Genomic DNA, 20,629 nt, shown 5'->3' with positions numbered 1-20,629 from the left:
AACAGCGGCAGCGACTCCCTGTCCGGCGGCGCGGGCAACGACAGCTTCCTGGTCTCCGGCAGCGGCGACGGGCTGGACCAGATCGACGGCGGGTCGGGCACCGACACCTGGCAGGGCAGCTGGACCAACGACGTGTTCAACGTCTCCAGCGGCCTGGGCAACCTGACCAGCATCGAGGTGATCGCCGGCGGCGACGGCTATGACGTGATCCGCGCCACCTCGGGCGACGACATCCTGGATTTCTCCGGCTACAGTATTTCCGGCGTTGAACGGATCGAGGGTGGCACGGGCAACGACACGATGATCGGCAGCGCCGGGAAAGATGTGCTCGACGGCGGCGCGGGCAATGACATCATCCTAGGCGCGGCGGGTGATGATACGCTGATTGGCGGAACCGGGAACGACAGTCTCGACGGGGGCGACGGCGCGGACAGGTTCGTCATCGAGAACGGCTTTGGCACGGACACCGTGACCGGCGGTGAAGGCGGCGTCGATCATGACACCATCGACCTGAACGCCCTGGGTCAGAGCGTCATCGTCACCTATGCCGGCGACGGACACGGATCGGTTTCCGCCAGCGCGAACAGCGTTGCCTTTTCCGAAATCGAACATCTTGTGCTGACGAATTACGCCGATCTTGTGGATGCCAGTGCCGACAGCGCCGGTGTCCACATCGACGCGATGGGCGGCGCCGATTCCGTTCTCGGGGGGGACGGGGACGACACGATTGATGGCGGCGCGGGGTCGGACACCATCCAGGGGGGCCTGGGTCATGACAGCCTGACCGGCGGTGGTGGGGACGACACTGTCTTTGGCGGCGACGACGGTGACCACATCCAGGTCCGGGGCGGAGAGGGCAGCGACCTTGTCTTTGGCGGTGATACCGGGTCGGGCGACGACACGCTGGCCTTCGGGAACGCAAATGGGTCGACCGGCGTGGACGTGCTGTTCACCGGAGACGAAGCGGGCACGGCCAGCTTTTTCGGCAGCAGCGGCGGTGCCGCGTTTTCCGAGATCGAAGCCGTGCAGGGCACGGACGGCAATGACCGGCTGGATGCCTCCGCCACGACCAGCGGGACCGCCCTGTCCGGCGGTGCCGGCGACGACACGCTGAGCGGCGGCGTCGGCAACGACGTGCTGGATGGCGGGGGCGGCGCCGATACCTTCATCGTCCTGGACGGTTTCGGCAGCGACACGATCCGTGGCGGCAACGACCGCGACACCATCGACATGAGCACCCTGAGCGCGCCTGTCACGGTCACCTTCACCGGCGACGCGTCCGGGACCATCACCGACGGCACCAGCACGCTGACCTTCGAGGGGATCGAGTACCTGATCCTGTCCGAAGGGGCCGATCTTGTCGATGCGACCGCCGACAGCCTGGGCACCGAGATCGAGGCGCTGGACGGCGACGACACGGTGATTGGCGGCAGCGGCGGCGATACCGTCAGGGCCGGCGAGGGCAACGACATCGTCGATGGCGCGGCGGGCGATGACAGCCTGTCGGGCGATGCCGGTGACGACAGCCTGTCCGGGGGGGCCGGTGACGACGTCCTCGACGGCGGAGCGGGCGGCGACTCCCTGGACGGCGGGGATGGCCACGACACGATCCTCGGCGGTGACGGCGCGGACACGATCCAGGGCGGCGCCGGGGATGACAGCCTGTCGGGTGGCACCGGCGACGACAGCCTGGTCGGCGGCGACGGGGCGGACACCATCGTCCTGGAAGACGGGTTCGGCACGGATACGATTGCCGGGGGCGAAGGCGGTCCTGACAGCGACCTGGTCGATCTCGGCGCGGCGAGCGTCGGTGTCACGGTCACCTTCACCGGCGACGAGGCGGGCACGATCACGGACGGCACCAGCACTGCCGGCTTTGCCGAAATCGAACGCCTGACCCTGACCGAACAGGCCGATCTCCTGGACGCCTCGGCCGACAGCGCGGGAACCTCGGTCGCGGCAGGCGGCGGCGACGACACGCTGACTGGCGGCAGCGGCGATGACGTGCTGGATGGCGAGGGCGGAAACGACAATCTGACCGGAGGGAGTGGCGATGATACCCTTTCGGGCGGTGCCGGCGACGACACGCTGAGCGGCGGCATCGGCAACGACGTGCTGGATGGCGGGGGCGGCGCCGATACCTTCATCGTCCTGGACGGTTTCGGCAGCGACACGATCCGTGGCGGCAACGACCGCGACACCATCGACATGAGCACCCTGAGCGCGCCTGTCACGGTCACCTTCACCGGCGACGCGTCCGGGACCATCACCGACGGCACCAGCACGCTGACCTTCGAGGGGATCGAGTACCTGATCCTGTCCGAAGGGGCCGATCTTGTCGATGCGACCGCCGACAGCCTGGGCACCGAGATCGAGGCGCTGGACGGCGACGACACGGTGATTGGCGGCAGCGGCGGCGATACCGTCAGGGCCGGCGAGGGCAACGACATCGTCGATGGCGCGGCGGGCGATGACAGCCTGTCGGGCGATGCCGGTGACGACAGCCTGTCCGGGGGGGCCGGTGACGACATCCTCGACGGCGGAGCGGGCGGCGACTCCCTGGACGGCGGGGATGGCCACGACACGATCCTCGGCGGTGACGGCGCGGACACGATCCAGGGCGGCGCCGGGGATGACAGCCTGTCGGGTGGCACCGGCGACGACAGCCTGGTCGGCGGCGACGGGGCGGACACCATCGTCCTGGAAGACGGGTTCGGCACGGATACGATTGCCGGGGGCGAAGGCGGTCCTGACAGCGACCTGGTCGATCTCGGCGCGGCGAGCGTCGGTGTCACGGTCACCTTCACCGGCGACGAGGCGGGCACGATCACGGACGGCACCAGCACTGCCGGCTTTGCCGAAATCGAACGCCTGACCCTGACCGAACAGGCCGATCTCCTGGACGCCTCGGCCGACAGCGCGGGAACCTCGGTCGCGGCAGGCGGCGGCGACGACACGCTGACTGGCGGCAGCGGCGATGACGTGCTGGATGGCGAGGGCGGAAACGACAATCTGACCGGAGGGAGTGGCGATGATACCCTTTCGGGCGGTGCCGGCGACGACACGCTGAGCGGCGGCATCGGAGATGACGTCTTCAGTTACACTCCCGGTGACGGTCACGACACGATCACCGATTTCAACGCAGGCAATACCGGTGCGCTGGGCGACGGGGGCGCCGGCAACAACGACTTCATCAACCTCGGCGCCTACTACGACAGCCTTTCCGAACTGCGCGCGGATCACGCCGACGATGGCATCCTGAACCAGTCCAACGCGCTGGACGAAAAGGGCAATGCGACCGACTACTCGGACAACGCCAGGTTCGGGTCAGGCTCTCTCACGATGCAGGGGGCGACAACATCCAGCTATACCGCCGATAATACCGGTGTCGTCTGTTTCACTTCGGGAACCGCCATCCTGACGCCCTCCGGCAAGGTTCCCATAGACGATCTGCGGGTCGGCGACCTGGTCTGCACGCTCGACAACGGGCCCCAGCGGATTGCCTGGATCGGTCGCCGGGACGTGACGCAGGATGAACTGAAATCGACCCCCGAGTTGCGTCCCATCCTGTTCCGCCGCGGCGTTCTCGGGGCAGAGCGCGACCTGCTCGTGTCGCGCCAGCACGGGGTCTTGCTGGGACATGACAGTTTTGCCCGATCGATCCATCTTGCATTGACCATGCCGGGCGTACGGATCGCCCACGGCAAGCGCAAAGTCCGCTATGTCCACCTGATGTTCGAGGAGCACCAGGTCATCTTCTCGGAGGGGGTTCCGACGGAAAGCTTTTTTCCCGGGGATATGGCTCTCAGGATGATGTCTGACCCGATCAGGAGCGAGTTCCTGACGCTTTTCCCGCTGTTTGCCAACACCGCACACATGGACGGTACGCATCTGGAAAGCCGGATCGCAACGGCCCGTCCGTTTCTTCCGAAGAAAGCGGTCGAAAAAGCGATGGCCGTCTAGATTCCGTACCCACAGACAGGAGTGATCCGTTGTCCATTGGCGCCAAAGCAGGAGGCAGCGAAGGCCCGTTTTGATCTGACGGATTTCGAATGGAGGCTGATCCAGCCACTTCTTCCCAACACGCTGCGAGGGGCCGCGCGGGTGGATGACCGGCGGGGTCTCAACGGCATCTTTTGGATGCTGCGGACAGGGGCGCCCTGGCGCGACCTGCCCGCAGCACCACGGGTCCCAACACCACCGCCGACAACCGTTTTCAACCGATGGACCAAAGTGGGCGCATGGGCGCAGGTGTTTGAAACGTTTGCGGAAAAGCCACCGGGCAGCATGCGGTACATCGACTCGTCGATCATCCGGGCGCACCAGCAGGCCGAGGCTCATAAAACGGGGCGGATCACACCCTTGGCCGGTCTCGCGTCGGAGTGAGACCAAGAGTGCCGCCATGGTCGATCATCGCAGCTTGTCCATTACCTGCTGCGGCTCTGCGAACTGGAGTTGATCGAGCGGGAACGCCGGATGATCGAACGCCGCAGTTCAAGCTGGTCCGCGCCAGCGGATCAAATGGACCGGGGGATCATTTGAAGGCGCAGAACGCCGCGAAGTTCCCGGCCACCAAGAGCTTCCCCTCTCGTGACATTGCTGCGCAATGCACTGCCGGGCAACGGACAGCTTCGACGTCAAGGCGATCCCGTCGCTCAACAAGGCGCTGACCATGGAACTGGCCCGCTGCGATCTCGCCCTTCGCCGCGAGAACGTCATCGCTCTGGGACCGAGGCGGCCTGACTTCGAGTCGGGATATGGGGGCGGGTGGGAAGGGCCGTCTGCCAACCAACCCGGAGCAGAAACCGGGCGTCGAGCCGCTCCATCTGCACACACGTTGCTCGAAGAATCGTGCGAACAGGTCCGCGCCCGGCCTTGAGCTGCCATCTGACAAAGGGCCTTCCGCCGCGTCGGAGCTTCGCCGGACTTGCCTTTCGCCACGCCAGCTCTTTTTGGACCCGACGATTGTTGGGAGTTGAAGTTGGTGCAGTGCGAAAAAATCCGCAGGGTACGCGGGCCCGCTTTCATTGGCGCGGCAACTTCTCGGGCGGGTCTTGGTGCTGAGGTGAATTCCACTTTTTGGACAGCTGGCGGGATGAATTAACCTGGGATCCGCCCTGCCGGTCCGTTGCGTTCTTGCTGAACCTGACCCCAGCGGAGGACTGTCCGCTGGCTTGCAACTGTTCCCTCCAAAATCAGGCCAGCATTTGACCGTCACCGCAAATCGACACAGCTTGACCCGAGATCGTCCGGCCGCGCACGCTTGTCAGGAACAGGATCTGATCGGCAATCTGCTCCGGCTGCACGTATTCCTTGATCGACGTGTAGGAGAAGGCTTCTGCTTCCACCTGATCGTAGCTGAGGCCGCGGCGCTGTGCCTTGGCCTCCAGCACCCGGCGCTGACGGTCGCCCGCCACGATGCCGGGCAGGATGGCGTTGCAGCGGATGCCGTCCCCACCCAGTTCGATGGACAGCGACTTGGTGAACCCGATCACGCCCCATTTCGCCGCCGCGTAGGGCGTGCGCATGGCAAAGCCCAGACGTCCCGCAAGCGATGACAGGTTGATGATCGAGGCATTGTCGCTCTGCCGTAGTGCGGCGACCGCATGGCGCACGCAATGGAACTGCGACGTGAGGCAAATGGCGAGCGTGGCGTCCCAGGCCGCCGGATCGATCTCTTCGACGGGGCTCGTCGGTCCGGCAATGCCCGCGTTGTTCACGAGGATGTCGAGCCCGCCCAGATGCGCCTGCGCCGCCGACATGAACTCCGCGATCTGGTTGGCGTCACCCATGTCGGCGCGCTGGCGGAAAACCTCGGCCGGAAGGGTTTCCAGCGCCGCCTCGTCGATGTCGCAGGTCGCCACGCGCGCGCCTTCGGACAAGTAGGCCTCGACGATGGCGCGGCCGATGCCCTGCGCTCCGGCGGTCACAATGACGCGCGCGCCCTCAAGATCCAGTTTCATGTGATGATGCTCCTCCGATTGTTGTCCTTGTCCAACGCTCCATGCGCGCGGATCAACTCTGAAGCCACGCGGATGTCATCGGCCATGGCTTGCGCCGCGGTGTCGCCGTCGCGGTTGCGCAGCGCCTCGCACAATATCCGGTGATGGGTGCGGGAATGGTGGCTGCGCGAGCGGCCCGCGTCCTCGGTCCGGGGGGTGCCGGTATCGACGCCGATGTCGAAATTGATGATCGGCCCTGCCTTGAGCCAAAGCACGGTGATGACCTGCATCAGGGCCGGTGACCGCGCAGAGCGGTAGACGGCAAAGTGCAGGTCCTTGTTGGCAGCCACCGCCGCGGCGCTGCCATAGGCCTGGTCGAGCACCACTTCGAAACGTTCGGCCAGCGCGGCGATCTCGGCAATCTCGGCTTTGGTCGCGCGTTCGGCGGCCAGCCGCGCGGCCTGTCCCTCGTTCAGGATGCGCACCATGGTCAGATCCGCGAAGGCCGCCGATGTCATGACCGGCACCATCACCGCCCGTTTCGGGGACACGTCAAGAGCTCCGCTGGCTGCCAGGCGACTCACCGCTTCGCGCACCGGCATCATCGAAACCTCCAGCCGTTCCGCCAGATCGCGCAGCGACAGGCGGTCGCGCGGGCGCAGGGCACCAGACAGAAGCATTTCGCTCAGCGTGTCAAACACCTGTTCCGAAAGCGTTTGTCTGCGGGCGGGTTCGATTTGGTCAAGCGGCTGGGTCATGATCTCGTTAACGCTGTTGACACCTTCTCGGCTGATCTGCAACTGTGATCTCAGATCACAGTAGTTCATATCGAACTGCAAGTCTTGATCGTCCGGCGGAGGAGGAAAGTCAGCCGGAAAAATCAAGATCCCGGTCGGGTGTGATTCTCAGACACAGCTTCAAGGGAGGAAGAACATGAAACGTACGATCACGAACCGCAGGGGTTTCCTGCGGGCGGGTGCGGCAGGCCTTGCGCTGGGTGTTGCAGCGCCGGCCTACCTGCGCGCGCAGAGTGCACCGCTGAAGATCGGCCACCTGACGCCGACGACCGGCTTCCTCGGTCCGCTCGGAGAATACGCGCAGATGGGCATCAAGCTGGCCGTCGAGCACGTCAATGCCAACGGCGGCGCCGGCGGGCGCATGATCGAGCTGGTCATGGAAGACAGCGTCAACCCGCAGACCGCCTCGACCAAGGCCGAACGCATGTTCGAGCGTGACCAGGTCGACATGATCATCGGTGAGATTTCGTCGGCTTCGTGCCTGACGATTTCCCAGGTGGCGGCACGCTACGGCAAATGCTTCGTCAACACCGGCGGCAACTCGGACTCTTTGCGGGGGCAGGATTGCAACCGCTACATGTTCCACGTCGAGACGCAGAATTCGATGTACGTCAACGCCGAAGGCCAGTTCTTCAAGTCGCAAGACCTCGTCGACGGAAAGAACTGGTACATGATGACGGCGGATTACGCCTTTGGCCACGACTTGCTGGCGGCAGCCAAGGCCTTCCTTGGCGCCAACGGCGGCAAGATCGCGGGCGAAGACCTCGTGCCCACCGACGCCACCGACTTTTCGTCCTACATGCTGAAGATCCGCCAGGCAGAGCCGGACGTGGTGGCGCTGAACCTCGCGGGCACGCAGATCACCAACTTCTTCAAGCAATACGGAGAATTCGGGCTCGATTTCACGCTCGGAGGCTTTGGGTTCGACACCGTTTCCGCTTGGGCGGCGGGGGCGCAGAACTTCCGTGGCACATGGCCAAACGTCTGGAACCACCTCGTGCCGAACGACGCGAGCCAGGCCTTCGTCAGGGCCTTTACCGACGCCTACGGCAAACCGCCGGAGAACCAGGCGTGGGGCGATTACAACGCGGGTCTCATCATGGCCAAGGCCGTGGCCGAGGCGGGCGATGCCAGCGGCGACGCGCTGGTCGGCTACCTGGAAAGCTCCGAGGCGCAGTTCGACCTGATGAAGAACCGCAAGGGCTATTTCCGCCCGTCGGATCACCAGCTGATCCAGGAAATCTACGCCATCACCGCGCTGCCCGCAGGCGAGGTGAAGAACGAGTATGACATCTTCACCACCTCCGAACCTCTGCCCGGTGCGGACGAACCGCTCGAAACGCTCGCACAAAGCGTTACCGGCGGCACCTGCTCTCTGTAAGAAAAACCTTTGGCCGGGCGGGGCACCGTTCCCCCGCCCGGTTCACAGATAAATCAATGGGGGAGACGCACCGCCATGCTGGGGCTATTCATCGCGCAGGTTCTGAACGGGTTGCTCGACGGCACCTATTACCTGCTCATCGCGCTGGGGTTGTCGCTGATCTTTTCGCTTGGGGGCATCATCAACCTCGCGCACGGCGCCTTCTTTGCCATCGGCGCCTACCTTGCGATCCTGATCACGCCCCACGTCGGATTCTTCGGCGCGTTGGTGCTGGTGCCGCTGATCGTGGCGGGGATGGGGATGGTGACGGAGCGGACGCTCTTTACCCGCTTCTACCGCATCGACCCGCTGTATTCGCTGCTGCTTACCTTTGGTCTGGCGATGGTCATCGAACAGGGCCTGCGCTGGATCTTCGGCGCCTCGCCGCAGAATTTCAACATGCCCGACATCCTGCGCGGCCAGGTCTTCTTTGGGGATTTCATCTACTCCCGTTACCGGCTGTTCCTGATCGCCGTGGCCATCGCCGCGGTCGCGGGGCTTTGGGTTCTGCTCAACCGCACCTCCTTTGGCCGCATCGTGAGGGCCGGCGTCCAGAACCCCGAGATCGTCGGATCGCTGGGCATTTCGCTGAGGCCCTATCTGTCGATCATCGCGGGCATTGCCATCGGGCTTGCCGGGCTTGCCGGGGTGCTGCTCGCGCCGATCTATACCGTGCATCCGGCCATGGGCGCCGAAATCATCACGCTGGCCTTTGTCGTGGTGGTGATCGGCGGGCTCGGGTCGTTCTGGGGCGTGATCCTCGCTGCCATCCTCGTCGGCCTGACCAAGGGCGTCTTCGTCGCCGTCGGCCTGTCGTCCTGGTCCACCGCCGCCATTTACCTGCTGATGTTCGTTGTCCTGCTGGTGCGCCCGCGCGGCCTTCTGGGCGAACGCATCCTCAGATTCGAGTGAAACGATGATCCGCATACATCCTCTTCTGATCGCCGCCGCGGCGCTTTTCGTGCTGCCTTTCGTGATCGTCGCCGCTGGCCTGACATATACCTCCGCCACCGAAGTCGTCGTCTATGGCCTGGCCTGCATGGGGCTCAACATCCTCGCCGGGCGGACCGGGCTGGTCAGCTTCGGCCATGGCGCCTGGTTCGGCCTGGGGGCCTATCTGGCGGGCCTGACCTCGCTTGCCATGGGGGGCGCGTTCCTCGTCCCCATGTTGGTCGCGGTCGGTGCGACGGCGATCATCGCCACCGGGTTCGGCGCCCTGATCCTGCGCCGTCGCGGGGTCTACTTCTCGCTCATGACCTTGGCCCTCTCGGCGCTCGGCTTTTCCATCGCCTTCCGCTGGACCGAGGTGACGGGAGGCGAGAACGGCCTGGGCGGCATCGAACGACCTGCCTTCCTCGGGTTCGATTTCAACATGTCGGAACCCTATTACTGGCTGGTGGCGGTCATCGCCTTCGCGGTGCTGGTGCTGCTGTGGAGATTCAACAATTCGCCCCTCGGCAGCGTGCTGCTGGCAATCCGCGAAAACGAGCAGCGCGCGCGCTTTCTTGGCTACAAGGTCGACCGCTACAAGCTTGCCGCCTTCGTGCTTTCGGCCACGATCACCGCGCTGGCGGGGGTGCTGTTGCTCTACAAGAACCGCATGACCTCGGCCGAGCCGATGTCGGTGATCTTTTCCGGAGAACTGCTGGCGATGGTCGTCATCGGCGGGATGCGCAGCTATCTCGGCCCGGCCATCGGGGCGCTGTTCTACATCCTCTTTCGCGAATACCTCTCGATCTACACCGACAACTGGTTGCTCTGGTTCGGCCTCGTCTTCATGATCTTCGTGCTCTACGCCCGTGACGGCCTGATCGGCATTCCCGGCCAGATCCGCCGCTACCTGAACCCGCCAGCCGAGACCGGCGCGGCGATGGCGGGCCGCAAGGCCGGGGTGCACCCCTTGCCTGCCTTCCTGAAGCCAAAGGATCATACCGACGGCGCGCTGCTGGTCGCCAAGGGAATCTCGAAACACTTCGGCGGTCTCAAGGCCGTGGACGATGTGGGCATCTCGGTCCGCGACCGGACACTGCACGCGCTCATCGGGCCGAACGGCGCGGGCAAGACGACGGCGTTCAACCTCCTGTCGGGGCTCTACAAGCCCGATGCGGGCACAGTGACCCTTGCCGGGGTGCCGCTGTCGGGCCGCACGCCCGAGGAGATTTCCGCGGCGGGCATCGGACGCAGTTTCCAGATCACCAACCTGTTCCCCTTGCTCACCGTGCGGGAGAATATCCGCCTTGCCGTACAGGCCGGGGACGCTCAGCGCATGAACCCGGTGATCCGTGCTCGCAACCTTGCGCAGGTCAACGAGCGGACCGCGCAGATCATGGATTATGCCGGACTGTCGGGTATGGAAGAGGCAGAGGCAGGATCGCTGTCCTATGGTGGTCAGCGGTTGCTGGACCTTGGCCTCGCCCTGGGAAACCATCCGCGCATACTGCTGGCGGACGAGCCGCTGGCGGGCCTCTCGGCGGCCGAGCGCGAACGCATAGGACATCTGCTCAAGGCGCTGTCTGCGGATATCCCGGTGCTGCTGGTCGAGCACGATATCGATCGCGTGTTCGAATTGGCCGACCACGTCACGGTGATGAACGAAGGCCAGGTACTGCTCGACGGCACGGTGGATGATGCGCGGAACGACAAGCGCGTGCAGGAGGTCTATATCGGCTCCGGCACCTCTGCCGTGGCAGGCAAGACCCGCACCAGCACCATGCAGGACAAGGTTCTCTTGTCGCTCGACAAGGTCAACGTGAGTTACGGCAAAAGCCACATCATCCATGATGTGAGCTTTGATTTGCGACAGGGAGAGATCCTCGCGCTGCTGGGCCGCAACGGCGCGGGCAAGTCGACGCTGCTGAAATCCCTGATCGGCATCGCGCCGATCGGCAGCGGCGAAATCCGGCTCGATGGCACCCCGATCCAGGGGATGTCGTCGGCTGCGATGGCCCGCGCCGGGATCTCCTACGTCCCGCAGGGGCGCGGACTGTTCGCGGGCATGTCGGTCAAGGACAACCTCGAACTCGGCCGCATCCAGCGTCAGACCGGCGCCGGATCGCATTGGGACGAAGAGCGCATCTTTGCCTATTTCCCGCGCCTCAAGGAGCGTATCGACACGCCCGCCGACTACCTGTCGGGCGGCGAACAGCAGATGGCCGCCGTGGCGCGCGCCCTGTCCGGCGACACCCGTGTCCTGCTGCTCGACGAGCCGTTCGAGGGGCTTTCTCCGGCCATCGTCGAACAGTTGTTCGAAACCTTCGACCGCCTGCGCGAGGAGGTGTCCATCATCATCGTGGATCACAACCTCGATCTTGCGCTGACGCTGTCGGATCGTACCGTGGCACTGGAACGCGGCAGCATCATCCACGAAGGGCCCTCCGCCGCACTGGCCCATGACATCGACCTGCGCCGTCAGGTCCTCTGGCTGTAAGGAAAGGGCTCGACATGACCGAAACCGTCGCCATCATAGGCGCGGGCCTGATCGGGCGCGCCTGGAGCGCGCTTTTCGCCCGCGCCGGATACGAAGTCCAGGTCTGGGATGCCGATCCGGGCGTTCTGGACCGCTTCAAGGCCGACATGACCAAGCTGTGCGACACCATGCAGGCCGAAGGTCTGCTGGAGGACCGCGAAGGGGCGCTGGCCCGCATCCGCACCTGTCCCACCCTGCAAGAGGCCGTCGGCGGCGCCATCTTCGTGCAGGAAAACGGTCCGGAAAAGGTGGAGGTCAAGATCGAGCTTTTCGCCCGGCTCGATGCCGCAACCGCGCCGGAGGCGATCATCGCCTCCTCCACCTCCGCCATCGTCGCCTCGCGCTTTACCGAAGCGCTGGAGCATCGCGGCCGCTGTCTGGTGGGCCACCCTGTGAACCCGCCGCACCTGGTCCCGGTGGTCGAGCTTTGCCCCGCGCCGTGGACCACCACCGAGACCATGGATCGGGCCGAGGCATTCTATGCCGCGATCGGGCAGGTTCCCGTGCGCATGACCCGCGAACGCGACGGCTTCGTGCTCAACCGCCTGCAAGGGGCGCTGCTGGCCGAAGCGCTGCGCTTGCTGGCAGAAGGGGTGGTCAGCGTCGAAGGGCTGGACGCCACGATCAAGGACGGGCTGGGCTTGCGATGGGCCCTGATGGGTCCGATCGAGACCATCGACCTCAATGCGCCCGGCGGCATCGTCGATTACGCCACGAGATACGGCGGCTTTTACGCGCGACTGGCGCAAGAGCCCGCCGGACCGGAGGTCTTCTCGGTCGACAATGCCGAAAAGATCGCCGCGACCTGGCCGCAGGACCGCAGCCCCGACACCATCCGTGCGAGACAGGATCGCCGCGACGCCCGGCTTGCCGCGCTGCGCCGGCACCTCGCATCCGAACAATCCTGAAGGAGCAAAGACCATGGCGAAACCCCGCAAGGTCATCATCACCTGCGCCGTGACCGGCGCCATCCACACGCCCTCGATGTCCGAGCATCTTCCCGTGACCGCCTCGGAGATCGCCGACGCCGCCATCGGCGCGGCGCAAGCCGGCGCGGCCATCGTGCACCTGCATGCGCGCGATCCCGAGGACGGCCGCCCGGACCAGTCGCCCGAGGCCTTCGCGCCCTTTCTCAGGGTGATCAAGCAGGCGTCCGATTGCGTCGTGAACATCACCACGGGCGGCGCCCCCACCATGACCATCGAAGAACGTGTCCGCCCCGCCGAGACGTACCGCCCCGAGGTCGCCTCGCTCAACATGGGGTCGATGAACTTTGGCCTGTTCCCCATGCTGAAACGCTTTCCCGAGCTGAAACACCAGTGGGAACGCGACTATCTTGGCAACAAGAACATCATCTTCAACAACAGCTTCGGTCAGATCGAGTACATCCTGACCACGCTCGGCCCCCTGGGCACGCGGTTCGAGTTCGAGTGTTACGACACGGCGCACCTGTACAACCTCAAGCACTTCCTCGATGCTGGCCTCGTCAAGACGCCGCTGTTCATCCAGACGGTGTTTGGCCTGATGGGGGGCATCGGCGCGCATCCCGATGACGTGATGCACATGAAACGGACGGCGGACCGGCTCTTCGGGGACCAGTATCAATGGTCCGTTCTGGGCGCGGGCAAGAACCAGCTGCCGATCGCGGCGATGGCTGCGGCCATGGGCGGGAACGTGCGGGTGGGGCTCGAGGATTCGCTCTGGCTCGGACCCGGCCAGCTGGCGAAAAGCAACGCGCAACAGGTGACCAAGGTCCGCCAGATCATCGAGGGGCTGGGGCTGGAATTGGCGACCCCGGATGAAGCCCGCGAGATCCTGCATTTGAAGGGGGCCGACAAGGTCGGGTTCTGATCGCGGCACACACTCGGGCTTCGAGCCGGAATGACGCGGAAAATGTGGATGGTGCCGACCGCCTGCAGGCTCACGACGCACGCCTTTTCAAGCGCGCCCTCGGAGCAAGCCTTCTGGGCGTCTCGCCTATGCTGCGCATTGGCGGTGGTGGCTTATGCAGCGGCGCTTGTCCGCTCCGGCGATGCCCAAGCGCATAGTGTCCTGGGCCTGACCCCATCTGCCTGAAGGGTCGTTCGGGCGTAGATCCGGCGACCATCACGGTCCGAGTGTCCCTCGATCTCTGCGGCGCGAAGTCCGAAAAGAGAGGTGGCTGGGGGAATCCGAACAGCCGGGATAAGTCGATTTTCCGCGTGTGGGTCGCGCCAGAAATTGATCCAGTGGATCGATTTCCCGGCGAGAAGCGGCATGATGCTGCGAGCGAGGAGAAGACCCATGGCAAGACGACCACGCCGTAATCACAGCCCGGCGTTCAAGGCGAAGGTGGCCGTAGCTGCGATCAAGGGCGAGAAGACCCTGATCGAACTGGCGCAGGATTTCGACGTCCATCCGAACCAGATCAAGCAGTGGCGCGACCAGATGCTCGAGGGTGCGACCGGTGTGTTCGGCGACAGCGTGTAGGCTGAGCCGGAACCGGTGGCCGACGTGAGGACCCTGCATGCGAAGATCGGAGAGCCGACGCTGGAGGAAGTTTTTGTCCGGCGCACTCGGCAGGACGGGTCTGCTGTCCCGCTGCCCGGCAGTGCATCGCAAAGCGATGGCACGAGAGGGAGCTAAAAAAAGATGATCGATCGAAACGCAAGGCTGAGCCTGTCGCGCCAGGCCAGGGTTCTCAGGATCAGCCTTGGCAGCATCTACTACCAGCCTCAGCCGGTCGGGGATGCGGATCTGTAACTCATGCACCGGATCGACCATCTGCATATGGAGTTTCAGTTCACCCCCTCTCGGGACATCACTGTGTGATGCCCTGCCGGGCGATGGGCAGCCGGATGTTGCAGGGGCTGCTGGTCCAGGAAGGTCGGGCGGCTGCACGTTGCCACGGTGATGAAGCGTATGGACATCGAGGCACTCTATGGCAACCTGAACACCTCGAAACCGGCGCCGGGACACAAGATTTATCCCTATCTGCTCTGGAAGCTGCCCATCACCCGGCCCAACCAGGTCTGGGCGATGGACATCACCTACATCCCCATGGCGCGCGGGTTCATCTACCTCGGCGCCGTGCTGGACTGGTTCACCCGGCGGGTCTTGGCATGGCGGGTGTCGATCACGCTGGAGGCTGGCTTCTGCGTCGAGGCGGTCGAGGAGGCACTCACGCGTCACGGTGCCCCCGAGACCTTCAACACCGATCAGGGCAGCCAGTTCACATCGACCGACTTCATCAAGGTGCTGGCGGGCCGCAAGATCAAGATCAGCATGCCTCTCGTGACATTGGCTTTGCTGACCTGCCCCCCGCGAAATCCCTCACCGTAATGTAGGGTCTGCGCCAACCCTGAAGGAGCAGATACATGAGAAAGAGCCGTTTCACCGAGGCGCAGATCATCGGGATGATCAAGGAACAGGGTTCAAGCGTTAAGCGATTGATCCAGTGGATCAATCGTAGCGCAGAACGGATTGCCTACCGCGGAGGTGTGCCGCAGGCATGGCTTGAGCACCGCGACGTTCTACAAGCTGAAGGCCAGATATGGCGGGATGGACGTGTCCGAGGCCGCCAGGCTGAAGGCGCTGGAGGACGAGAACGCCAAGCTGAAGCGGTTGCTGGCCGATGCGATGCTGGACAACGTCGTGCTCAAGGACCTGCTGGGAAAGAGCTGACGACATCGAGCCAGCGGCGAGACGCGGCGCTCCGGGCGATGCGGGATCATGACATCTCGCAGCGCAGAGCCTGCAGCCTGGTCGGTGTCGATCCCAAGACTGTCCGGCGAGAACGCCCGCCGGACAGTGCCGAGATCCGCAAGGAGATGCAGGAGATCGCCGGCCAGCGGCGTCGGTTCGGCTACCGCCGGATCGGTGTCCTGTTGGAGCGGAAAGGCATGATCATGAACCACAAGAAGCTGTATCGCATCTACCGCGAGGAAGGTCTGTCGGTAAAGCGCCGACGCGGCCGAAAACGGGCGCGTGGGACCAGGGTGCCGATGCCGGCCGCTGGACAACCCAACGCGCGCTGGTCCCTGGATTTCCTGTCCGACAGCTTTGGCGCCTCGCGGAAGTTCCGGATGCTGGCGGTGATCGACGATTGCACGCGCGAATGCCTGTGCCTGGTTGCCGATACCAGCCTGTCCGGCGCACGGGTTGCCCGGGAGTTCAGCGCCCTGATCCGGATCTACGGCAAGCCCGGCTGCATCGTCAGTGACAACCATTGCCCGACAGGCGATTTGCAAAGCAAATCTGCCGATAGGGGCACCGAGTTCACCAGTCGGGCGATCCTGAAATGGGCCGACGAGAACACCGTGCCATGGCACTACATCGATCCCGGCAAACCGCAGCAGAACGCCTTCATCGAGAGCTTCAACGGCAGCCTCAGGGACGAACTGCTGAACGAGGAGATCTTCGACAGTCTGGATGACGCACGGCGAAAGCTGGCCCTCTGGCGTTACGACGACAATGCGGTCAGACCGCACTCGTCCCTGGCCAACCAGACGCCGCAGCAAGCGCGCCGGACGCTTGAGCAATGTGAGGGGTCCGCGCCCGGCGCGTTTGCGCTAGACGGGGAAGCCGAATACCAAAATCCAACTTGCAGACTCTCGTCATGAGTGAGGGACTGGCAGGGGGCAGGTCACACGGTCGGGTCAGTACCCTCTGCCAGCTGCACCCGGATGGCATCGCGCTTTGCTCTGGCTTCTCGCAGCGACACTTCTGGGTACGATCCGTGGGCCAAGAGCCGCTCCTTCCCGCGGAACGTGTACTTCTGCCGCCAGAGCTTCGAGCCGTTTGGGTTCACGAGGACGAACAGGCCCAGTGAATCATAGAGTTTGTACGGCTTCTCTGCCGTCTTGGCTTTCTTGATTTTGAGGTCAGTGAGCGCCACTGGGGTATCACCTCCATCATTCCTGCCTGATACCCCAGAACCGTACCCCAAAGTGGTGGGGTATTGGGTGGGGTAGCATGTTCAGCTATGGGCAGAATGATAGCCGCAAACCCTAAGAAAACCTAGGATTTCAGGGTGGTTATGAGCAGCTATGTGAGGGATAAATGGTGCCCAGGAGAGGACTCGAACCTCCACGACCGAAGTCACTGGTACCTGAAACCAGCGCGTCTACCAATTCCGCCACCTGGGCACAGGTGCGTGAGGTGGGCGTTTAATGAGGGTTGCGGGGGGTGTCAACGGCCTTCGTCAAAGAATCTTTCGCGCGGCAAAGGGGCGCCTTGCGAGGACCTTGCCGCGCCGCTATTCCGGTCACGCAACCGTATCCAGGGGAGAGCGTCCATGTCCAAACTCGTCACCATCTTTGGCGGCTCCGGGTTCGTCGGGCGCTATATCGCCCGCCGCCTGGCCAAGCAGGGCTGGCGCGTGCGCGTGGCCGTGCGCCGGCCGAACGAGGCGATCTTTGTCCGGCCCTACGGCGTGGTCGGGCAGGTGGAACCGGTGTTCTGCAACATCCGGGACGATGCCAGCGTGCGCGACGCGATGCAGGGCGCCGATGCGGTTGTCAACTGCGTGGGCACCTTCGACAAGGGCGGCAAGAACAACTTTGACGCCGTCCAGGCCGAAGGTGCCGCGCGGATCGCCCGAATCGCCGCCGAAGGGGGCGTGGTGCGCATGGTCCACATTTCGGCGATCGGCGCGGATCCGGAGGGCGACAGCCGCTATGCCCGGAGCAAGGGCAAGGGTGAGCAAGGCGTGCTGAAGCACATGCCGAACGCGGTCATCCTGCGCCCCTCGGTCGTCTTCGGGCCGGAGGATCAGTTCTTCAACCGCTTTGCCGGGATGGCGCGCCTGGGGCCGGTCCTGCCGGTCGTCGGCGGGGAAACGAAGTTCCAGCCGGTCTATGTCGACGACGTGGCGCAGGCCGCCGTCAAGGGAGTGACGGGCGAGGCCGCGCCGGGCATCTACGAGCTTGGCGGCCCGGATGTGCATACCTTCCGCGAATTGATGCAGGTCATGCTGGAGGTGATCCGCCGCCGCAAGCTGATCCTGAACATTCCGTTCTTTGCCGCAAGCATCATGGGGGCGGTGTCCGACCTGGTGCAGACGGTGTCGCTGGGCCTGGTGCCCGCGCAGATCACCGCCGACCAGGTGCGCAGCCTGCGCCATGACAACGTGGTGACCGGCACCACCGGCACCTTTGCCGATCTGGGCATCTCGCCGACCGACCTGCGCGCGGTGCTGCCGGACTACCTGTGGCGCTTCCGCCCGTCCGGGCAATACGAGGCGATCAAGGAATCGGCGCAGAACCTGCGGTCCCACTGACCCGGTTTCCTTGCGCGATTGTCCAGCGCCACCGCTGACGGGATCAGTGTTGGCGCTGCAAGGCGCTGAGTTCGATGCTGATGTTGCATCCCGGCGGCGGTGTGCCCGCCAGCGTGGTCCGCGAGGCCAGCCATTCCTCGCAGGCGGCGACCAGGGCACAGCCCCGGCAGCGGGTGACCATCCGTTCATAGGTGGCCGGGTTCAGGCTGCCGGCTTTCATCGCCTCGGTCAGGTTCAGGCCCATCACGCGCGCGACGCTGCGTGTCATGAAAAAGTGTCGGGCGGGGTCGCCCAGCGGCACGGACATCGTTATCCCTCCTGTTGTGCCAGTTCGTCCAGTTTCGACTGGAGGTGGGCAAGCCGTTCGCGATTGACGCAGGACTCCGGGGCAGGGCGCGTGTCGTCAACGGGCGTGTCCAGCCAGTCGGTGCAGCCTTCCACCCATTGGCACCCCCGACAGTCAGTCACGATCCCGGCCCAGTCCTGCTGGGTCATGTCGCCGTCCTGCATGGCGGCGACCAGATCGACCCCGGTGGCCTTGGCCATCCGCTGGACCAGCCAGAAGTGACGGGTTTCGTCGCCCATGGGCTGCGGGCTCAACTCAGTCGGTCCACCCATCCGTCAGTCTTGCTTCAACATGCGAAACAGGGACGCGTTGCGGCAGTATCCCGGGGTTTCCTCGGCCTGCGCGCCCTGTTGCGCGGCAAGCCAGTGCTCGCATCCGGCCGGGTCCGAGCAGCCGGTGCAGCGCAACACGCTGTCCTCCAGGTCGAACATCGTCACCTTGCCGCGAAAGATCGCCTCTTCGAGATCGACGCCGCGGGCCTTGGCCATCTCGTCCACCAGTCTGGCGTGACGCTTCAAAGTGGAGTCGCTTTGCATTTCCTTGTCCCCTTGAACTGTCCAGTCAGGATGACAGTGCCGGAATCAGGAACCTTGCACCTTGACACAAATCAATCAGGGGGTGTGCGACCTACCGTGCCTGAAGTCCGGCGACCGTCTCGCGCACGATGCGGGCGCGCGCCTCGTTCGGCGGATGGCTGCCCAGGAACCGGTTGCCCGGGTCCGGGATGCGGGCAAAGAAAGCCGACCCCAGCAGGGGATCATATCCGGCGCGAAAGGCGACGACGGTGCCCAGCTGGTCAGCTTCCAGTTCGAACTGCTTGGAATAGGTGCGCGCGCCGACGGCGGCGCCAAGTTGTTCGGCGTTGCGCACCGCCTCTTCCTCGGCGCCGCTGATGGCGGCGATGCCGGCAAAGACCACGGCGCCCAGCGTCGCGCTCTCGCGCGTCTTGGCCAGGTGGTCCAGGATGTGGTGCGCCGCCTCGTGCCCCATGATGAAGGCCAGTTCGTCGGCGTTGCGGACCGAATTGATCAGCGCGATGTTGAAGGCGATGACCGGGCGGCCATAGCGGTCCTCGGTCTGAAAGGCGTTGGGCGCCTGGTCGGGCCGGTCGTCCACCACGATGGTGAAGTCGCAGTTCAGGCCAGACGTCCGCGCCCGGCATTCCCGTTCGGCCACCGGCTCGACCGCCTGGACCACCTCGACGAACTGCCGCGCGGCGCGATTGGCGCGAATCTGCGCCTCCGAACCGCCTGCCGCCCCGGGAGCGGGCGCCGGCAGCGTCAACGGCGCGCAGGCCGTGAGCAGCAGCAGGAGAAGCGGCAACAGGAGACGAGGCATGAAGGGTCCTGGACTGGAGGGCGTGAGCGTGTATCCGGTTCATAAGCCGCGCCCGCCGCCTGCGCCAGACAGTCGCGATCACTTGGCGGTGTTATGCCGGCACGCTAAATTCACCCCATGGCTGACAAGATGACCGTCATCTACAACGATTCCTGCCCGGTCTGCTCACGCGAGGTGGCCGGCTATCGCCGCATGTTCGAACGCTGTGGCCTGGAGGTGGCCTATGCGGGCCTCTCCGACGACACGTACTGCCGCTTTGGTCTGACAGCCGACCAGGCGGCGCGGCGCTTTCATGTCATGAAGGGCGGCACGCTGCTGTCCGGGATGCCCGCCTTCGCCGCCCTCTGGGCCGAGATACCCCGCCTGCGCTGGCTGTCGCGCCTGGTCCGGCTCTGGGGCGTGCGCTGGGTCGCGCGGCAGGTCTATGACCGGCTGCTTGCGCCCGCGCTCTACGCGATGCACAAACGGCGCCAACGGCGGGCGGCGCAGCCCGGCAACACATAGGGGCAACGAGCGGTCATGTTCACGGTCGAGCACGAATTCGACGCCACCGTCGTCACCCTCGTCGACGAGGGAGAAACGCCGCTCCAGGAAGACGTGGTGATTTCCAGCTTCGAGGAATGCGTCACCGTCGAACAATACGACCCCCGCACCGACCAGATGCAGAAGATCACCCTGTCGATCGCGCAGATGCGCGACCTCGTCGCCGCCGTCAGCATGCCCGAAGGGATCTACCGGCGCGACGAGCCCTGACATCTCAATCGGTGATGCGAAAGACCTTGTCGCGCGAGGTTTCGCCGCGGACCAGGTCGATCCGGCTTTTCGGCACCCCGATGGCCTTGGCCAGCAGCTTGATCACCGCTGCCGTCGCTTTTCCGCCCTCGGGCACCGTGGTCACGCTGACCCGCAGGCCCGTGGCGTCGCGGCGGATCTCGTTGCGGGCGGCCTTGGGTGTGACTCGCACGTCAAACGTGGTGCCGGGCGTGGCGAGGTCGGACAGATCGGGCAGAGTCATGTTGGCAGCAATACAGCCCGTGCGGCCGCACGCAACTTTCCCGGTT

Annotated in this window: 18 protein-coding genes, 1 tRNA gene and 3 pseudogenes; 13 read left to right on the top strand and 9 right to left on the bottom strand. The window is 64.7% G+C overall.

Going from position 1 to position 20,629, the window contains the following annotated elements:
• From MAA8898_RS17730 to MAA8898_RS27305, 3 genes and pseudogenes are all read left to right on the top strand, one after another.
• A partial coding sequence (locus MAA8898_RS17730) for a Hint domain-containing protein (RefSeq protein ID WP_141194885.1) occupies positions 1–3,963 on the top strand: 3,963 nt, incomplete at its 5' end.
• A 36-nt stretch (positions 3,964–3,999) separates the two neighbouring features.
• Positions 4,000–4,386 (top strand): transposase, encoded by a 387-nt coding sequence (locus MAA8898_RS17725; RefSeq protein WP_176445212.1) that lies wholly within the window; start codon positions 4,000–4,002, stop codon positions 4,384–4,386.
• Positions 4,387–4,422: 36 nt separating this feature from the next.
• Positions 4,423–4,732: pseudogene (locus MAA8898_RS27305) on the top strand (hypothetical protein); the annotation flags it as partial.
• A gap of 463 nt (positions 4,733–5,195) precedes the next feature.
• Here the strand turns inward: MAA8898_RS27305 and MAA8898_RS17715 are convergent.
• Positions 5,196–5,963, bottom strand: a complete 768-nt coding sequence (locus tag MAA8898_RS17715; protein ID WP_094022352.1) for an SDR family oxidoreductase — start codon at positions 5,961–5,963, stop codon at positions 5,196–5,198.
• Positions 5,960–6,826, bottom strand: coding sequence for a GntR family transcriptional regulator (locus tag MAA8898_RS17710; protein WP_217900513.1), 867 nt, complete (start codon positions 6,824–6,826; stop codon positions 5,960–5,962). The genes MAA8898_RS17715 and MAA8898_RS17710 overlap by 4 nt, the downstream gene beginning before the upstream one ends.
• 49 nt (positions 6,827–6,875) lie before the next feature.
• Between MAA8898_RS17710 and MAA8898_RS17705 the strand changes: the two genes are divergently transcribed.
• The 7 genes and pseudogenes from MAA8898_RS17705 (at position 6,876) to MAA8898_RS17670 (ending at position 16,226) form a co-directional block, all read left to right on the top strand.
• Entirely contained in the window at positions 6,876–8,120 is a 1,245-nt protein-coding gene (locus tag MAA8898_RS17705; protein WP_094022350.1) for an ABC transporter substrate-binding protein, read from the top strand.
• 75 nt (positions 8,121–8,195) lie between these two features.
• A complete protein-coding gene (locus MAA8898_RS17700) occupies positions 8,196–9,071 on the top strand; it encodes a branched-chain amino acid ABC transporter permease (protein WP_094022349.1) in 876 nt (291 codons plus the stop codon).
• A gap of 4 nt (positions 9,072–9,075) precedes the next feature.
• Complete coding sequence (locus tag MAA8898_RS17695; RefSeq protein WP_094022348.1) at positions 9,076–11,586, top strand: branched-chain amino acid ABC transporter ATP-binding protein/permease; 2,511 nt, start codon at positions 9,076–9,078, stop codon at positions 11,584–11,586.
• Between the two features lie 14 nt (positions 11,587–11,600).
• Positions 11,601–12,533 carry a 3-hydroxyacyl-CoA dehydrogenase gene (locus tag MAA8898_RS17690; RefSeq protein WP_094022347.1) on the top strand — a complete coding sequence of 311 codons (933 nt, stop codon included), beginning with the start codon at positions 11,601–11,603 and terminating at the stop codon, positions 12,531–12,533.
• Positions 12,534–12,546: 13 nt separating this feature from the next.
• Positions 12,547–13,476: a 3,5-dioxohexanoate:acetyl-CoA acetone transferase gene (gene kce / locus MAA8898_RS17685; RefSeq protein ID WP_094022346.1), complete on the top strand. Its 930-nt coding sequence runs from the start codon at positions 12,547–12,549 to the stop codon at positions 13,474–13,476.
• Positions 13,477–13,908: 432 nt separating this feature from the next.
• Positions 13,909–14,892 (top strand): annotated as a pseudogene (locus tag MAA8898_RS26810) (IS3 family transposase); the annotation flags it as partial.
• Between the two features lie 89 nt (positions 14,893–14,981).
• A pseudogene (locus MAA8898_RS17670) lies at positions 14,982–16,226 on the top strand (IS3 family transposase).
• Between the two features lie 23 nt (positions 16,227–16,249).
• On the opposite strand, the gene MAA8898_RS17665 reads toward MAA8898_RS17670, so the two are convergent.
• Together MAA8898_RS17665 and MAA8898_RS17660 are read right to left on the bottom strand one after the other, a co-directional pair.
• Positions 16,250–16,501 carry an Arm DNA-binding domain-containing protein gene (locus tag MAA8898_RS17665; RefSeq protein ID WP_094022343.1) on the bottom strand — a complete coding sequence of 84 codons (252 nt, stop codon included), beginning with the start codon at positions 16,499–16,501 and terminating at the stop codon, positions 16,250–16,252.
• Positions 16,502–16,666: 165 nt separating this feature from the next.
• Positions 16,667–16,751 (bottom strand) — tRNA-Leu (locus tag MAA8898_RS17660).
• A gap of 149 nt (positions 16,752–16,900) precedes the next feature.
• On the opposite strand from MAA8898_RS17660, the gene MAA8898_RS17655 reads away from it, so the two are divergent.
• On the top strand, positions 16,901–17,884 hold the full coding sequence (locus MAA8898_RS17655) for a complex I NDUFA9 subunit family protein (protein WP_094022342.1): 984 nt from the start codon (positions 16,901–16,903) through the stop codon (positions 17,882–17,884).
• 43 nt (positions 17,885–17,927) lie between these two features.
• Here the strand turns inward: MAA8898_RS17655 and MAA8898_RS17650 are convergent, their stop codons facing one another.
• The 4 genes from MAA8898_RS17650 to MAA8898_RS17635 form a co-directional block, all read right to left on the bottom strand.
• Complete coding sequence (locus tag MAA8898_RS17650; RefSeq protein WP_094022341.1) at positions 17,928–18,191, bottom strand: DUF6455 family protein; 264 nt, start codon at positions 18,189–18,191, stop codon at positions 17,928–17,930.
• Between the two features lie 2 nt (positions 18,192–18,193).
• Complete coding sequence (locus MAA8898_RS17645) at positions 18,194–18,484, bottom strand: DUF6455 family protein (protein WP_245853467.1); 291 nt, start codon at positions 18,482–18,484, stop codon at positions 18,194–18,196.
• Positions 18,485–18,505: 21 nt separating this feature from the next.
• Complete coding sequence (locus MAA8898_RS17640; RefSeq protein WP_094022339.1) at positions 18,506–18,766, bottom strand: DUF6455 family protein; 261 nt, start codon at positions 18,764–18,766, stop codon at positions 18,506–18,508.
• Between the two features lie 91 nt (positions 18,767–18,857).
• Entirely contained in the window at positions 18,858–19,568 is a 711-nt protein-coding gene (locus MAA8898_RS17635) for a M48 family metallopeptidase (RefSeq protein WP_094022338.1), read from the bottom strand.
• A gap of 117 nt (positions 19,569–19,685) precedes the next feature.
• Between MAA8898_RS17635 and MAA8898_RS17630 the strand changes: the two genes are divergently transcribed.
• Together MAA8898_RS17630 and MAA8898_RS17625 are read left to right on the top strand one after the other, a co-directional pair.
• Entirely contained in the window at positions 19,686–20,072 is a 387-nt protein-coding gene (locus tag MAA8898_RS17630; protein WP_094022337.1) for a thiol-disulfide oxidoreductase DCC family protein, read from the top strand.
• 15 nt (positions 20,073–20,087) lie between these two features.
• Entirely contained in the window at positions 20,088–20,321 is a 234-nt protein-coding gene (locus MAA8898_RS17625) for a DUF8831 family protein (RefSeq protein ID WP_094022336.1), read from the top strand.
• Positions 20,322–20,325: 4 nt separating this feature from the next.
• Here the strand turns inward: MAA8898_RS17625 and MAA8898_RS17620 are convergent, their stop codons facing one another.
• Positions 20,326–20,583, bottom strand: coding sequence for a DUF167 domain-containing protein (locus MAA8898_RS17620; protein WP_094022335.1), 258 nt, complete (start codon positions 20,581–20,583; stop codon positions 20,326–20,328).
• Positions 20,584–20,629 lie beyond the last annotated feature (46 nt).

It is taken from the genome of Antarctobacter aquimaris (genome assembly GCF_900184945.1).
GTDB lineage: Bacteria > Pseudomonadota > Alphaproteobacteria > Rhodobacterales > Rhodobacteraceae > Maliponia > Maliponia aquimaris.
This window is presented reverse-complemented; position numbering and strand designations above follow the sequence as displayed.